This is a genomic window from Streptomyces cyaneofuscatus (assembly GCF_000718135.1).
Classification (GTDB): domain Bacteria; phylum Actinomycetota; class Actinomycetes; order Streptomycetales; family Streptomycetaceae; genus Streptomyces; species Streptomyces cyaneofuscatus.
Genome location: NZ_JOEM01000033.1, coordinates 31,171 through 46,674 on the forward strand (window position 1 = coordinate 31,171; position 15,504 = coordinate 46,674).

General features: G+C 70.6%; 11 protein-coding genes. All 11 read right to left on the reverse strand.

The genetic code is table 11. From position 1 onward, the window contains the following. Window positions 1–29: 29 nt before the first annotated feature. A complete protein-coding gene (locus tag IF17_RS0134350) occupies window positions 30–3,128 on the reverse strand; it encodes a glycoside hydrolase family 3 protein (RefSeq protein ID WP_030574847.1) in 3,099 nt (1,032 codons plus the stop codon). A gap of 132 nt (window positions 3,129–3,260) precedes the next feature. Then, window positions 3,261–4,673 (reverse strand): GH1 family beta-glucosidase, encoded by a 1,413-nt coding sequence (locus IF17_RS0134355; RefSeq protein WP_030574850.1) that lies wholly within the window; start codon window positions 4,671–4,673, stop codon window positions 3,261–3,263. Window positions 4,674–4,718: 45 nt separating this feature from the next. Then, a complete protein-coding gene (locus IF17_RS0134360) occupies window positions 4,719–5,714 on the reverse strand; it encodes an ABC transporter ATP-binding protein (protein ID WP_030574852.1) in 996 nt (331 codons plus the stop codon). Then, the gene (locus tag IF17_RS0134365) at window positions 5,711–6,721 is read right to left on the reverse strand and encodes an ABC transporter permease (protein ID WP_030574854.1); all 1,011 of its coding nucleotides are present in this window, start codon (window positions 6,719–6,721) and stop codon (window positions 5,711–5,713) included. The genes IF17_RS0134360 and IF17_RS0134365 overlap by 4 nt, the downstream gene beginning before the upstream one ends. Window positions 6,722–6,727: 6 nt before the next feature. Continuing rightward, window positions 6,728–7,708 carry an ABC transporter permease gene (locus tag IF17_RS0134370; RefSeq protein WP_030574857.1) on the reverse strand — a complete coding sequence of 327 codons (981 nt, stop codon included), beginning with the start codon at window positions 7,706–7,708 and terminating at the stop codon, window positions 6,728–6,730. After that, the gene (locus IF17_RS0134375; RefSeq protein WP_030574859.1) at window positions 7,705–8,808 is read right to left on the reverse strand and encodes an ABC transporter ATP-binding protein; all 1,104 of its coding nucleotides are present in this window, start codon (window positions 8,806–8,808) and stop codon (window positions 7,705–7,707) included. The genes IF17_RS0134370 and IF17_RS0134375 overlap by 4 nt, the downstream gene beginning before the upstream one ends. Window positions 8,809–8,827: 19 nt before the next feature. Then, the gene (locus tag IF17_RS0134380; protein WP_030574861.1) at window positions 8,828–10,507 is read right to left on the reverse strand and encodes an ABC transporter substrate-binding protein; all 1,680 of its coding nucleotides are present in this window, start codon (window positions 10,505–10,507) and stop codon (window positions 8,828–8,830) included. Between the two features lie 85 nt (window positions 10,508–10,592). Beyond that, window positions 10,593–11,567, reverse strand: coding sequence for a LacI family DNA-binding transcriptional regulator (locus IF17_RS0134385; RefSeq protein ID WP_030574864.1), 975 nt, complete (start codon window positions 11,565–11,567; stop codon window positions 10,593–10,595). 288 nt (window positions 11,568–11,855) lie between these two features. Next, window positions 11,856–13,463 (reverse strand): citramalate synthase, encoded by a 1,608-nt coding sequence (gene cimA, locus IF17_RS0134390; RefSeq protein WP_030574868.1) that lies wholly within the window; start codon window positions 13,461–13,463, stop codon window positions 11,856–11,858. Between the two features lie 307 nt (window positions 13,464–13,770). Continuing rightward, window positions 13,771–14,418, reverse strand: a complete 648-nt coding sequence (locus IF17_RS0134395; protein ID WP_030574871.1) for a TetR/AcrR family transcriptional regulator — start codon at window positions 14,416–14,418, stop codon at window positions 13,771–13,773. A gap of 69 nt (window positions 14,419–14,487) precedes the next feature. Continuing rightward, window positions 14,488–15,504: agmatine deiminase family protein (locus IF17_RS0134400; RefSeq protein ID WP_244890576.1), on the reverse strand; the 1,017-nt coding region annotated here is incomplete at its 5' end.

Genomic DNA, 15,504 nt, shown 5'->3' on the forward strand with positions numbered 1-15,504 from the left:
ACGCCGTCGCCCGCCTGGAGAGCGGGGGCCTACGCGGCCCGGTACGCCGTACGCAGCTTGGCCACCGCGCCCGTCAGGTCACCCTTCAGCAGCAGGTGGTCCGCCTCCGCGAACGGCTTGGAGACGCTCTGACCGAACTTCCCGTCGATCTTCTGCTGGACCAGCAGCCGCGCCTGGTCCACGATCGCCTTGCCCGCCGGGGTCTTCCCCAGCTTCGCCTTCTCCGCGACCTGCGCGGCCACGGCGAGAGCCGCGAGGGTCAGCTCGCCGCCGACCGGGGGCTTCTTCAGGGTCGTCAGGCCCCAGCCGTACGGGAACTGCGGGTCGTACGTCGTGTCCCCGACGTTGATCGGGAGCTGCGCCTCCGACTTCGGCCAGGTCACCGGGAGCTGTCCGGTGAAAGCGCGCTTGCCGTAGAGCACGTCGGCCACGCCGTCACCCTCCGAGCCCGGCAGCCAGGAGGCCACCAGCGCGTTGATCTTCCCGAGCTGGTCGCCGATGAGCTGCGGGCGGCCCGAGACGATGAGGACCGCGCACTTCATGGCCGCGCAGACCTTCTCCACCGCTGCCTTGTCGGCGGCCGTGAGCTCCAGGTCGTGGCCGTTGCCGACGTCGCCGATGCCTTCGGCGTACGGCGTCTCGCCGACGACCACCACGCCCACGTCGTGACCGTCCGTGGCGGCCGACGCGTCCTTGGAGTAGGTGACGGACTCGGGGGTCTTCGCCGCCTTCTTCATGCCCTCCAGGATGGTGGTGCCCGGGGTGGTCTTCCCGGAGGAGCCCTGCCAGCTGATCGTCCAGCCGCCGGCCTGGTTGCCGATGTCGTCGGCGTTGGACCCGGCGACGTACACCTTCTGGTTCGGCTTGAGGGGCAGGACCGCACCCTCGTTCTTCAGGAGCACCTGCGACTTGGCGACCGCCTCCCGCGCCACCGCGCGGTGCTCGGCCGAGCCGACCTTCGACAGGTGCGTGGTGTCCGCGTACGGCTTCTCGAAGAGGCCGAGGCGGAACTTCTGCGTGAGGATGCGGGAGACCGCGTCGTCGATCCGGGCCTGGCTGATCCGGCCCGCCGCGACCTCCTCCTTCAGCGTCTTGGTGAACTCCTGGTACGCGGTCGGGACCATGATCATGTCGAGTCCGGCGTTGATGGACGTACGGACGTCGCTCGGGTAGTCGCCGGGGATCTGGTCGATGGCCTGCCAGTCGCTGATGACGAAGCCCTCGAAGCCCATGCGGTCCTTGAGGACGCCGTTGATCATCTCGGCGTTGGCGTGCATCTTCACCGGGCCCTGGTCGTCGCCCAGGATGTCGAGCGAGGAGTACGAGGGCATGATCGTGCCCACGCCCCGCTTGACCGACTCCGCGAACGGCGACAGGTGCACTGCCTCCAGCTCCTGGCGGGTGACCTTGGTGATGCCCTGGTCGATCGTGTACGAGCCGGTGGTGGCGGAGCCGTACTCGGTGCCGCCGTCGCCGACGAAGTGCTTGGCGCTGCCGAGGACCTTGTCGTTGCGGTGCAGGTCCTTGCCGGAGGGGGCGCCCTGCATACCCTGGATGACCGTCTCCATGGCCTCGACCAGCGCCGGGTCCTCACCGAACGCCTCGTAGCTGCGGCCCCAGCGCTCGTCGCGGGTGACGCAGACGCAGGGGGCGAAGTCCCACGGCACGCCGGTGGAGCGGACTTCCTTCGCGGTGATCGCGCCCGTCTTCTCGGCGCTCTTGGGGTCGCGGCCCGCGCCGATGCCGATGTTGTGCGGCATGATCGTCGCGCCGACGACGTTGTTGTGGCCGTGCACCGCGTCCACGCCGTAGATCAGCGGGATCTGGAAGCGGGTGGCCTGGGCGCGCAGCTGGTAGGCGTCGACCATCTTGGCCCAGGCGGCGGCCGTGTTGGGGGTGGGGACCGACCCGCCGCCGGAGAGCAGCGAGCCGAGGTCGTAGGCGGCGATGTCACCGGGGGCGCGCAGCGCGTTGCGCTCGGCCTGGGTCATCTGGCCGGCCTTCTCGGCCGGGGACATCCGGGCCAGCAGGTCCGCGACGCGCTGCTTCACCGGCAGCTTGGCGTTCTGGTACGGGAGTCCGTGGGCGTCGATGACGACCTGCGGGTTCTCCTTGGGGGCCTTGGCGCCGGTGACGGTCAGCTCCAGCGGGATGGTCTTCGCCTCGGCGGGCTTGGACGCCTTCGCGGTGCGGACGGTGACCTTGTGCGTGGTGCCGGAGGCGGTGCCCGCGGGGAAGGTGTGCGAGCCGGTGACCGGGGTGTAGTCCTTGCCCGCGACCGCTGTGCCGCCCTTGGTGGCGTACGTGACGGTGATCGGCTCCTCGGTGGGGACGGAGCCGGTCGTGGCGACGGAGAGAGTGACGTCGGCGCTGGCGCCGTTCTTCACCGGGCGGACGGCCGTGTCGGTGACCACGCTGGCGGTGAGCGCCGGGTCCGCCTTGCCGTACAGCTCGACGGCGTCCAGGGCGAAGCTGCCGGGGGCACCGCCGGGCATGGTGAAGGCGTAGCCCCACATCTCGTTCAGGCCGAGGATCTGGTCGATGCCGCCGACGGGCTGGTAGTCGGCCCGGTAGACGAAGTCGGCGAACGGGATCTCGACGAGCTGCCAGCCCTCCCAGTCGTCGGTGAAGGAGGTGGTCCACAGCTCGGAGGCACCGCCGTTGGCGCCGCCGTCCTTGATCTCGAAGTTGATCCGCTTGCCCGAACCGGGCGGCAGGGGTGCGGTGTTCTGGCCGTACCACCAGAAGCGGATGCCCTGGTGCGCGGTCCAGTTCTGCGGCGGGGTGTCCACGGCGAACTCGTGGCTGAACCCGCCCCAGGCGCTGATGTCGTAGGAGCCTTCGAGGACCTTCTCTCCCTCGGGGGCGTCCGCTCGCTCGGCGAGCTTCAGCTGCGGGTGGTCGTCCGCGTCGCCGCCCCAGGTGAAGATGGCGTCGGCGGGCGGGGTGTTGCCGAGCGGCACCTCGCCCTCGAAGCGGTCGATGAGCACGGGGGCCGGGTCGTCGGCGGCGGCCTGGCTGGGCGCGGCGCCGGCGAGCAGGGTGGCCAGGACCGCGGCGGCGGCCAGGGCGGCTGTCGCGGGTCTGCTTCTGCCCTTGCGGGGGCGGGGGTGCGGGGTGGGAGGCATTTTGAGAGCGCTCTCATCTTGGGGACGGGTGGGCCGAACGGTGTTATGGATCAGTGGTGTTGGCGCAGCGCGCGGTGGAGTCCCGGAGTGAGCACGGATGTTACCGCCGCTCGTCCGAGATGGGCCGGGATGTTACCGCTCCTCGCCCCGGGTGAGCCGGATCGTGTCGCGGTACCACTTGGCGCTGTCCTTGAGGGTGCGGGTCTGGGTGGCGTAGTCGACGCGGACGATGCCGAACCGCTTGTCGTAGCCGTAGGCCCACTCGAAGTTGTCCATCAACGACCAGGCGAAGTAGCCCCGGACGTCGGCCCCTCGGTCGCGGGCGGCGGCGACGGCGTCGATGTGGTCGGCGAGGTAGGCGGTGCGGTCGGCGTCGGGGACCGAGCCGTCGGCGGCCACGGTGTCGTCGAAGGCGGCGCCGTTCTCGGTGATGACGGTCGGGAGCCCGTAGTCGTTCTCCAACCGCACCAGCAGGTCGGTGAGTTCGATGGGGGTGATCTCCCAGTCCATGGCCGTACGCGGCAGATCCCGCTCCACCACCCGGACCACGGGCAGCCCTTCGGCGTCGGCCGTCGATCCGTCCTCGGTGGTGCCGGAGAACTGCATGCCCCGGTAGAAGTTGACGCCGAGGACGTCCAGGGGCGTGGAGATGGCCGCCAAGTCACCCTCCTGTACGGGGAGTTCGACATGCCGGGCGGCCAGGTCCGCGACGACGTCCTCGGGGTAGCGGCCGTGGACGATCGGGTCCAGGTAGAGGCGGGTGCCCATGCCGTCGGCGCGGCGGCAGGCATCGCGGTCGGCCTCGCTGGGGGTCTCCGGGGTGGCGGTGCCCAGGTTGAGGGTGATGCCGAGCTCCAGCGGGTTGCTCCCCGCCGCCTCCCGCATCGCCCGCGCGGCGAGACCGTGGCCCAGGAGCAGGTGGTGGACGGCGTGCATCGAGGCGCCGAAGTCCTTGCGGCCGGGGGCGTGGACGCCGTACGCGTAGCCGAGCATCGCCGAGCACCAGGGCTCGTTCAGCGTGGTCCAGTGCTCGACCCGGTCGCCGAGTGCCTCGTACGCGAGGGAGGCGTACTCCGCGAACCGCAGGGCCGTGTCCCGTGCGGGCCAGCCGCCCGCGTCCTCCAGCTCCTGCGGCAGGTCCCAGTGGTAGAGGGTGATCCAGGGGGTGACGCCCCGCCCCTGGAGCTCGTCGACCAGCCGCTTGTAGAAGTCCAGCCCCTTGGCGTTGGCCGGGCCCCGGCCGCCCGGCTGGATGCGGGGCCAGGCGAGCGAGAAGCGGTACGTGTCGACGCCGAGGCCCGCGATCAGCTCCACGTCCTCGGGCATCCGGTGGTAGTGGTCGCAGGCCACGTCCCCGTTCTCGCCGCCCTCGACGGCGCCGGGCACCCGGCAGAAGGTGTCCCAGATGGAGGGGGTGCGGCCGTCCTCGCTGGCCGCACCCTCGATCTGGTACGAGGAGGTGGCGACGCCCCAGCGGAAGCCGGCCGGGAGCCCGCGTACCGCGGTGGGACGGAGGATTCGCTGCGGGGTGGTGGCGAGGTTCATCCGGTCTCCGTTACGTAGGGGCCTGGTCAGGTGGGGGCCGCAGGGTCAGGCGTGCAGGTGGCAGGCGACCGTGCGGCGGTCTTCGGTGGGTGACAGCGCCGGAGCGGCCAGCAGCGGGACCCGTACGTCGCACGGCTCGAACGCCTTGCCGCAGCGCGGGTGGAACGCGCAGCCGGCCGGCATCGCGGACAGGTGCGGGGGTGAGCCGGGAATACCGGTCAGTTCGCGGCGCGGGCCGTGGAGTGCGGGGAAGGAGTGGAGCAGCCCGTCGCTGTAGGGGTGGCGGGGGTCGCGGTAGATCTCCGCCGCGCCCGCCTCCTCCACGATGCGGCCCCCGTACATGATCGCGATCCGGTCCGAGAATTCGATCAGGAGCGAGATGTCGTGGGTGATGAACACGACGGAGAAGTTGAGCTGTTCCCTCAACTGGACCAGGCGCCGTAGGATCTGGCGCTGCATCACCACGTCGAGCGCGGTCGTCGGCTCGTCCATGATGACGATCTCGGGTTCCAGGGCGAGCGCCATCGCGATCATCACGCGCTGGCGCATGCCGCCGGAGAGCTGGTGCGGGTAGGCGGCGAGCCGGTCGGCGGAGATCCCGACGAGGCTGAGCAACTCCTCGGCCCGGTACGTCCGTTGGGCCTTCTTCAGGTCGGGTCGGTGGGCTTTCAGGACGTCGGTGAGCTGGCTGTGGACCGTGTGCACCGGGTTGAGGGAGTTCATCGCCCCCTGGAACACGATGGACAGCTCCTGCCAGCGGAAGGCGCGCAGCTGCTCCGGGGAGAGGGAGAGGATGTCGAGGCGGTCGCCGCCCGGCCGGTGGTAGTGGACATCTCCTCCGGTGATCACCCCGGGCGGCTGGAGCAGCCGGGTCACGGCGTACGCGAGGGTCGACTTCCCGGACCCCGACTCGCCTGCCAGGCCCAGGACTTCGCCCCGGTGGAGGGTGAGGTCGATGTCCCGCAGGGCGTGCACGGCCCGCTCGTCGGTGCCGTAGTCGACGTTCAGTCCGCTGATGGTGAGGACCGGCTCGGCGCTCATGGGCGCGGCTCCTTGCTGCTGTGCTCGGGATGGCCCGCGCCCGTGCCGGGGGCCCTGCGGGCGACGGGGGTGAAGCCGACGCGCATCTTCACCTTCCGGGAGGAGCCGGTGGCGGTGCGCAGGCGCGGGTTGACGAACTCGTCGATGCCGAAGTTGATCAGGGCGAGTGCGGTGCCCAGCAGGGCGATGCAGAGGCCGGCGGGGACGAACCACCACCAGGCGCCCTGGGCGAGGGCCTGGTTGGACTGGGCCCAGAAGAGGACCGTGCCCCAGTTCCAGTGCGAGATGTCCGCGACGCCGATGAAGGCGAGGGTGATCTCGGTGAGGACGGCGAAGATGACCGTGCCGACGAAGCCGGAGGCGATGACGGCCGTGAGGTTCGGCATGATCTCGAAGAGGATGATCCGCCAGGTCGACTCGCCGGTGGCGCGGGCGGCCTCCACGTAGTCGCGGCGGCGCAGCGAGAGCGTCTGGGCGCGCAGGATGCGCGATCCCCAGGCCCAGGAGGTCAGGGCGATGGCGAAGGCGATGAGCAGATCGCCGGTGTCGGGGACGAAGCTCGCGACGATGATGATCAGCGGGAGTCCGGGCAGCACCAGGAAGATGTTGGCGAGCGCGGAGAGGATCTCGTCGACGGCCCCGCCGATGAAGCCGGCGGTGACCCCGATGAGGACCGAGAGCACGGTGGCGATGACCGCCGCGACGAACCCGACGATCAGGACGCCCCGGGTGCCCACGAGGATCTGGGAGAGGACGTCCTGCCCGGTGTGGGTGGTGCCGAACCAGTGGGCGCCGGAGGGCGGTTGGAGGAGCTGGTCGCTCATCGCGTCGGGGTCGTACGGGGCGATCCACGGGCCGATCACGGCGAGCAGGACGAAGAACCCGAGCATGAGCAGCCCGGTACGGGTCTTGCCCCCGCGCAGGAACCGGAGGCGGGCCCGGCGGGTGGGCGCCTCGGGTGCGGGCGCGCCGTCCAGGACGGCGACATCGGTGGCGGTGATGGACATGGGGACCTACGCCTCCTTCCGGGTGCGGGGGTCGAGGGCGGCGTAGACGAGGTCGGCGAGGAGGTTCGCGGCCAGGACGGAGAGCGTGATGATCAGGAAGACGCCCTGCATCAGCGGGTAGTCCTTGGCGCCGACCGCCTGGAGCAGCTGGAAGCCGATGCCCGGGTAGGTGAAGACCATCTCGACCAGCAGCGTGCCACCGACGATGAAGCCGAGGGAGAGCGCGAAGCCGGAGATGTTGGGGAGGACCGCGTTGCGGGCCGCGTAGCCGAACATCACGCGCCGCTCGGAGAGCCCCTTGGCCTGCGCCACCATCACGTAGTCCTCTGAGGAGACGGTGACCATCATGTTCCGCATGCCGAGGATCCAGCCGGCCACCGCGCTCAGCACGATCGTCACGCCGGGCAGGAACGCGTGGTAGAGCGCGCTGGAGATGAACGGCCAGTCGAAGGCCGGGACGAGGCTGTTGTCGTAACCGCCGGAGTTCGGGAAGAGGGACCACTTCTCCGCGAACAGGGCGATGGCGATGAGGCCGAGCCAGAAGTAGGGGATGGAGGAGATGAACGTGGTGACCGGCAGCAGTCCGTCCAGCCAGGAGCCGCGCTTCCAGCCGCTGTAGACGCCGATGCCGGTGCCAAGGACGAAGCTGAGCAGCGTGGTGACGCCGACCAGGGCGAGCGTCCACGGGAGCGACTGGACGATCACCTCGCTGACCGGGGTCGGGAAGAAGGTGAAGGAGAGACCGAGGTCGCCGTCGAGGAGGTGGGCCCAGTAGTCGGTGTACTGCTGCCAGAGCGACTGCTGCTCGTCGAGGCCGAAGAGGGCCTTGAGGGAGTTGATGGCGTTGGTGTCGAGCTGGCCCTGGTAGCGGCTGAGAAGCGCCTGGACGGGGTCGCCGGGCATGAGGCGCGGGATGAGGAAGTTGATGGTGATGGCGGCCCAGGCGGTGACGGCGTAGAACGCGAGCCGTTGGAGGAGGTACTTCACCGGGAGGCCTCCTTGCCGGCCGCGGAGGCACGCGTACCCGTGCCCTCGTTCTCGTACGACCGTGCGCCGACGCCCTCGTACAGCCAGCACGCCGCCCACTGCCCGTCCGCCAGGTCGAAGCGCGGCGGGAGTTCGGTGCGGCAGCGCTCCATGGCCTTGGGGCAGCGCGGGTGGAAGCGGCAGCCGGCCGGCGGGGCGATGAGGGAGGGTGGTTCGCCGGTGCCGGTCTCCTCCTGTTCCTCCTCGGCGACGATCCGGTCCGGGTCGGGCGCGGAGGCGATGAGGAGCTGGGTGTAGGGGTGGGCGGGGCGCTGGGTGACGGTTTCGCTGTCGCCGCCCTCGACGATCCGGCCCGCGTACATCACGAGGGTGGTGTCCGCGAAGTAGCGGGCGGAGGCGATGTCGTGGGTGATGTAGAGGATCGCCAGGTGCAGGCGCTCCTTGAGGTCGCGGAGCAGGTTGAGGACGCCGAGCCGGATCGACACGTCGAGCATGGAGACGGGCTCGTCGGCGAGGAGGACCTGCGGGTCGGCGCCGAGGGCGCGGGCGATGGCGACGCGCTGGCGCTGGCCGCCGGAGAGCTCGTGCGGGAACTTGTCCAGGTACTGGTGGGGCGGGGTGAGCTGGACCCGGTTCAGCAGGTCGGTGAGGGCCCGCTCCAGCTCCTTGTCCCCGTTCCCCGCCCGGCCGTGGATCTTCAGGGCGCGGGTGAGGTGGTAGCGCACGGTGTGCACCGGGTTCAGCGAGGCGAACGGGTCCTGGAAGATCAGCTGGACCCGGCGTACGTAACGGCGGAAGGACCGGCCACGACCGGCCACGACCGGCTCGCCGCCCAGCCGTATCTCACCCGAGGTGAGCGGGTGGAGCTGGGCGAGCAGGCGGGCGACGGTGGACTTGCCCGAGCCGGACTCCCCCACCAGGGCCGTGACGGTGCCGCGCCGGAGCCGGAGCGAGACGTCGTCGACGGCGTGGACGCTGCGGCGCTTGCGGGCGAACAGGTCGCGCGCGGTGCGGCGCAGGGGAAAGTGCTTGGTGACCCCGCGCGCTTCCAGCACCACGTCGGTGCCGGTGCGCACGGTCTCGGACTGATCGGTGGTCATGGCCGGTTCTTCCCCGTACTTACTTGGCGGGCGTGAGGTTCAGCACGATCTCCAGCGCGCTGGGCTGGGTGTGCTGCGGCGGGGCGTAGGGGTTGGCCTCGGTGGGCCAGCCGATCCAGTTCTTCGTGGAGTACTCGGCGCCGATGGGCGCGGCGGCCGTCGGGATGACGGGGGCCTGCTCGACGAAGATCTTCTGGAGGGTGTGGAGCGCCTTGGTGCGGGTGGACTCGTCCTTGGCGTTGGCGTACTCCTTGAGAGCGGTGGTCGCCTCGTCGTTCTTGAAGCGGCCGAAGTTGCCCAGCTGGGAGCTCTTGCCGATGGGCTGGAGCAGCGCACCGTCCATGACGTTCTGGTACATGTCGTACGGGGTGGCGCCGCTGTTGGTCCAGTGCAGGGTGGCGTCGAAGTTGCCGTTGGCGACGTCCACGCCCCAGGCCTCGGCGGTCTGGGTCTTGACCTTGGCCTCGATGCCGAGCTGCTTGATGTTGTCCTTGATGATCGCGAGGCCGGTGATGTAGTCGTTCCAGCCGGCCGGGTCGGTGAAGGTGAGCGTCACCGGCTTGCCGGACGGGTCCTTGAGCACGCCGCCGCTGAGCTTGAAGCCGGCGTCCGCGAGCAGCTTCTTCGCCCCGGCGACATCGGGCTTGGTGTTGGCGCCCTGGTACTCGGGGGCGAGGAAGGGCTCGCCGGCGGGGAGCGGGATGCCGGTCGGGTTGGTGATCTCCGGGTAGAGCGTGGCCTGGGCCTGGATGTGGATGGCCTTGCGGTCGACGACCATCGCCATCGCCTTGCGCAGCGCCGGGTTGTCGAAGGGCTTGCGGGCGGTGTTGAACCAGAGGCCGTGGATGCCGAGGCCGGAGGGGAACCACAGCTTGTGGTTCTTGGGGTCCTTGTCGATGAAGAGCTGCTTGTGGTTGGGCATGAAGACGAAGGACCACTCGACCTTGCCGGTGGCCAGCGCGGTGGTGGCGGCGCTGTTGTCGTTGTACGCGGTGTAGCGCAGCTCCTTGACCTTGGTCTTGCCGTTCCAGTAGCTCGGCGTGGCGATCAGGGTGGTGGTCTGCGGGGTGAACGTCTTGAGCTTGTACGGGCCGGAGCCGACGGGCGTGCGGTTGGGCCAGGTCTCCGGGTTCTCGACCTTCTCCCAGATGTGCTTGGGCACGATGAAGGTCTGGATGATCTTGTTCTGGTTGACGAACTGGGACTCCTTGAAGGTCAGGACGACCTTCCCGTCCTCGACCGCGATCCCGTCGAAGGGGATGCCGTTGCCGTTGAGCGCCGGGTGCTTCTTCAAGAGGTTGAAGGTGTACTCCACGTCGGCCGCCGTCAGGGGCTTGCCGTCGGCCCACTTCGCCCGGGAGTCCAGGGTGAAGGTGACCTTGGTGAAGTTGGACTCCCACTCCCAGTCGGTGGCGAGCCAGGGGTCCGCCTTGTCGGTGGGCTTGATCATGTTCGTCATGGCCAGCGGCTCGTAGATCATGTACCGGTAGCCGAGGGTGGCGCCCGCCGAGGTGTTGAGGAACGGGTTGCTGTTGTTGGTCTGCGGCCCGTCCGGCTTGCCGAGGGTCAGTACGCCGGTGGCGCCGCTGCCACCGCCCTTGTTGGCACCCGAGTTGGCGTTCGAGCACCCGGCGGCGAGGGCGATCACGACGGTGGCTGCGGCGACCGCTCTGAGCGTGGTGCGACGGCGTGACGACATGGCGACTCCAGGAAAGGGCTGCCGGGTCGGGGCGATCCGGCGGGCGGAAGGGGTGAGGCGGGGCGCGGCCGGGCGGCCGGGTCCGTCACGGCGCCGAGTGGCGCACGACCAGTTCGGTGGGCAGCACGGCCGGGCCGTCCGGTACGGGCGTGCCGCCGAGGTGGGAGAGCATCATCCGGGCGGCCGTCTCACCCATGCGGCGGGTGGGCTGGCGCACGGTGGTGAGGGGCGGTTCGGTGTGTTCGGCCATCGGGATGTCGTCGAAGCCGACGACCGCGACATCGTCGGGGACCCGGCGCCCGGCGGCACGGAGGGCCCGCAGCACGCCGGCCGCGCTGATGTCGTTGTGCGCGAAGACGGAGTCGAACGCGACGCCCCGGGCGAGGAGTTCCTCCATGGCCAGGCGGCCGCCGAGTTCGGTGAAGTCCCCTTCGACGACACGGACGTCGGGCAGGACCGAGCGGAATCCGCCGAGCCGGTCCCGTACGCAGCCGAAGTGCTGGGGGCCGGTGAGGACGACGGGCCTGGAGCGTCCGGCGGCGAGCAGGTGGCGGGCCGCCGACGCTCCTCCCTCGTGGTTGGTGGTCACGACGGAGGGGAATTCGGGGTGGTGGCCGCGGTCGTCGATGAGCACGATCGGCAGGCCGTCACGGTGCAGGGCGGTGAGGTGGCCGAGGGTGTTCTCCGGCTCCACGACGACGAGCCCGTCGAAGGCGCGCGCGGTCACCTGGGTGGTGAAGCGCTGGACGGACTCGGCGCCCCGGTTGCAGGTGAACAGCAGCAGCCCGTAGTCGGCGGCCTCGACGGTGTCGACGACCCCCTGGAGCAGTTCGCCCATCCACGGCCAGGTCAGCGAGGGGACCAGCATGCCGACGGTACGGCTGGAGCCACGGGCCAGGCCCACCGCTCCGGAGCTGGGCACATAGCCGAGCTGTGCGATCACTTCACGAACGCGGGCGGCGGTGGAACCGTCCACCTCGCCCTTGGTGTTGATGACCCGCGACACGGTCGTCTTGCTGACGCCGGCCTCACGGGCGACGTCGGCGATGGTGACGCGCATCTGGGCCTCCGTTGGACCAGGCAGGGGCGGGCTGAGCAGAGCTGGGGCAGGGCTGCGGGACACAGGGGGACCGACGTGTCCGGTACCGGTTCCGGAACCGGTACCGGCGTTGCGGCAGGAGTTAACCCCGCCGACACAGGGGCGTCAATACTTCACACCGAGATTGGTCCGGACCCATCTGCTGACCAGGCAGGGCACGTTGTGCGTTCACCTCTTGAACGCGCGAGAGCCGCCGTCCCAGATGGGGCGGCGGCTCTCGCGGGCCTCTCGTGGGCGGACCGGAGGGGGCTACTCGGTGGGCTCCACGCCCGCGCGCAGCAGCCCGTAGGTGTACGCGTCCTCCAGCGCCTGCCAGGACGCGGCGATGACGTTCTCGGCGACCCCCACGGTGGCCCAGTCGGCGTCGCCGTCGCCCGTGGTGATCAGGACCCGGGTGGTGGACTCGGTGCCCGTACGGCCCTCCAGGATGCGGACCTTGTAGTCGACCAGCTCCAGCTTGGCCAGCTGCGGGTAGATCCGCTCCAGGGCGACGCGCAGGGCCCGGTCCAGGGCGTTGACCGGGCCGTTGCCCTCAGCGGTGGCGACGATGCGCTCGCCCTTGGCCCAGAGCTTCACGGTGGCCTCGTTGGCGTGGGTGCCGTCGGGGCGGTCCTCGACGATCGCCCGCCAGGACTCCGTACGGAAGTAGCGCCGGGCCCTGCCCTCCACCTCGCCGCGGAGCAGGAGTTCGAAGGAGGCGTCGGCGGCCTCGTAGGTGTAGCCCTGGAGTTCGCGCTCCTTGACCCGCTCCACGACCCGGCCCACCAGGGCGCGGTCGTCGCCGAGGTCGACGCCGAGCTCCTTGCCCTTCAGCTCGATGGAGGCGCGGCCCGCCATGTCGGAGACCAGCATCCGCATGGTGTTGCCGACCAGCTCGGGGTCGATGTGCTGGTACAGGTCCGGGTCGACCTTGATCGCGGAGGCGTGCAGCCCGGCCTTGTGGGCGAAGGCCGAGACACCGACGTACGGCTGGTGGGTCGAGGGGGTCAGGTTGACGACCTCGGCGATCGCGTGCGAGATCCGGGTCATCTCGGCGAGCGCGCCCTCGGGCAGCACCGTCATGCCGTACTTGAGTTCCAGGGCGGCGACGACGGGGAAGAGGTTGGCGTTGCCGACCCGCTCGCCGTAGCCGTTGGCCGTGCACTGGACGTGGGTGGCGCCGGCGTCCACGGCGGCCAGGGTGTTCGCGACCGCGCAGCCGGTGTCGTCCTGGGCGTGGATGCCGAGCCGGGCGCCGGTGTCCGCGATGACGGTGGAGACGACGGCCTGGACCTGGGCGGGGAGCATGCCGCCGTTGGTGTCGCAGAGGATGACGACCTCGGCGCCCGCCTCGTACGCGGTACGGACCACGGACTTGGCGTACTCGGCGTTCGCCCGGTATCCGTCGAAGAAGTGCTCGCAGTCCACGAAGACCCTGCGCCCCTGTTCGCGCAGGTGGGAGACGGTGTCGCGGACCATCTCCAGGTTCTCGTCCAGCGAGGTGCGCAGGGCCAGCTCGACATGGCGGTCGTGCGCCTTGGCGACCAGCGTGATCACCGGGGCGCCGGAGTTCAGGAGCGCCTGCACCTGGGGGTCCTCGGCCGCGCTGCCGCCGGCTCTGCGGGTCGCGCCGAACGCCACGAGCTGGGCGTTCTCGAATGCGATCTCCTGCTGGGCCCGGGCGAAGAACTCCGTGTCGCGCGGGTTGGCACCCGGCCAGCCGCCCTCGATGTACCCGACCCCGAAGGTGTCCAGGTGCCGGGCGATGGTCAGCTTGTCGGCGACCGTCAGGTTGATGCCCTCACGCTGAGCACCGTCGCGCAGTGTGGTGTCGAAGACATGGAAGCTGTCGTCGGTGGCGTTGGCCTTGGTGGTCATGCTGATCTGACTCCTGTCGGATGAGTGGATCCGGACGGTCTGGCGCTGTTCGGGGAACCCGGAACAGCCCCCAGCTCCACTTGCCCCCATCATCCCGCGCGCTCCGCCCCGCCCGGGTGCGGGCCGGAAAACGAAAAAACCCCTCGCGGGTGCGAGAGGTCTGCGCGCGGGTCTGGGGCACGATGGCCGCGCCGTACGTGGTGGTACGGGACGGTCACTGCGGACCGGCGCGCCTGCTGCCAATAATCATGACGAACGAGGACACGGCAGAAGTCTCGCACAGTGACGCGTCCGTGACACCGGTGTCTCAGGATGCGGTCGTGACGCCGGTCGCATCACCCGGTCGCGGCCCCGGTGTCAGCGTCTCGTCCAGGAACTCCGCCGCCTGGGCGATCACCTGCTCCCGGCCCGTCCCCGGGATGCCGACCGTCACATGGACGCTAAACCCGTCCAGCAGCGCCCGCAGCCGGGCCGCGAACCGGTCGGCGTCCACCGCCCGGAACTCCCCGCGCGAGACCCCCTCGGCGAGCAGCGCCACCAGGTCCCGGTGCCAGGCCCCCTCGATGGCGGCCTGCCGGGCGCGGGCGTCGTCGTCCGCGTTCTGCGAGCGGCCCCAGACCTCCAGCCAGAGCGTCCAGTGCGGGTCGCGGTGGCCGGCGGGCAGGTAGAGCCCGATGTACGCGTCCAGCCGCTCGCGGGCGGTCCCCGGCTCGGCGAGGAGGGCGCGGCGCTCGGCCCCGAGGCGGTCCTCGCTCCACTCCAGGGTCCTCAGCAGCAGCTCGTCCTTGGTGCGGAAGTAGTAGAGCAGGTGCCCGCTGCTCATCCCCACCTCGCGCCCGAGCCCCGCCATGGTCAGCCCGTCGAGCCCGCGCGCGGCGATGGTGGCCATGGCGGCTGCGAGGACGTCCTCGCGGGGCGGGGCGGCGTGGTGGGTGCGGCGGGGGGCGGAGGGCATGGGCTGGCTCGGACCTTCGGGGTGAGTCGGACCTTCGGGCTGAGTGGGACCTTCGGCTGCTGACCGGGTTCAGATCTTCGGCTGCTGCTGGGTGATGCAGTGGATGCCTCCACCGCCGGCAAAGATCGTACGGGCGTCGACGAGGGTCACCGTACGGTCCGGGAAGAGGCCCCGGAAGATCGCGGCGGCCTCCTCGTCGCGCGGGTCGTCGAAGGCGCAGAGGACCACGCCGTCGTTGCAGAGGTAGTGGTTGATGTAGGAGTGGTCGACCCACTCGCCGTCCTCGTCCCGGAGCACGGTGGGCGCGGGCACCTCCACCACCTCCAGCGGGCGGCCCTTGGCGTCCGTGGCGGCCCGCAGGACGGCCAGCAGCTCCCGGGTGACCTCGTGGTCGGGATGGGCCGGGTGGGGCTGGACGTGGGCGACGACCGTGCCCGGGCGCACGAAGGCGGCGACGATGTCGACATGGCCGAGCGTGCCGTACGTACCGTAGTCGCCGGTCAGCCCGCGCGGCAGCCAGATCGCCTTCTCGGTGCCCAGGCGGGCGTGGATCTCCGCCTCGACCTGCTCCCTGCTCCAGCCGGGGTTGCGCTCCTTGCCGAGCTGGACGGTCTCGGTGAGCAGGACGGTGCCCTCGCCGTCGACGTGGATCGCGCCGCCCTCGTTGACGAGCGGGGAGCTGTGCGCGGGGGTGCCGGTCAGCTCGGCGACAGCCCGGGCTATGTGCTGGTCGCTCTCCCAGCGGGCCCAGCCCTGGGCGCCCCAGCCGTTGAACGTCCAGTCGACGGCGGCGAGCGTGCGGCCGTCGGTGACGAAGGTGGGCCCGATGTCCCGCATCCAGGCGTCGTCGAGCGGCCGGACGACCAGCTCCACGTCCGGCCCGAGCAGCGCCGCGGCCCCCTCCTCCTGCCCCGGCCCGACGACCACCGTGACCGGCTCGAACCGGCGTACGGCCCGGGCCACGGCGGCCCAGGCACGGCGGGCCTCGGCCAGCTCGGCGTCGGAGGCGAAGGTGGAGTTGGGGCCGGGCCAGGCCATCCAGGTGCGCTCGTGGGGGGCCCACTCGGGGGGCATGCGGAAGGGGGC

Coding starts and splice junctions, on each gene's coding strand:
- cimA (WP_030574868.1), bottom strand. CDS start 13,463: ATGACCACCAAGGCCAACGCCACCGACGACAGCTTCCATGTCTTCGAC.
- IF17_RS0134395 (WP_030574871.1), bottom strand. CDS start 14,418: ATGCCCTCCGCCCCCCGCCGCACCCACCACGCCGCCCCGCCCCGCGAG.
- IF17_RS0134365 (WP_030574854.1), bottom strand. CDS start 6,721: ATGTCCATCACCGCCACCGATGTCGCCGTCCTGGACGGCGCGCCCGCA.
- IF17_RS0134350 (WP_030574847.1), bottom strand. CDS start 3,128: ATGCCTCCCACCCCGCACCCCCGCCCCCGCAAGGGCAGAAGCAGACCC.
- IF17_RS0134380 (WP_030574861.1), bottom strand. CDS start 10,507: ATGTCGTCACGCCGTCGCACCACGCTCAGAGCGGTCGCCGCAGCCACC.
- IF17_RS0134375 (WP_030574859.1), bottom strand. CDS start 8,808: ATGACCACCGATCAGTCCGAGACCGTGCGCACCGGCACCGACGTGGTG.
- IF17_RS0134355 (WP_030574850.1), bottom strand. CDS start 4,673: ATGAACCTCGCCACCACCCCGCAGCGAATCCTCCGTCCCACCGCGGTA.
- IF17_RS0134360 (WP_030574852.1), bottom strand. CDS start 5,714: ATGAGCGCCGAGCCGGTCCTCACCATCAGCGGACTGAACGTCGACTAC.
- IF17_RS0134385 (WP_030574864.1), bottom strand. CDS start 11,567: ATGCGCGTCACCATCGCCGACGTCGCCCGTGAGGCCGGCGTCAGCAAG.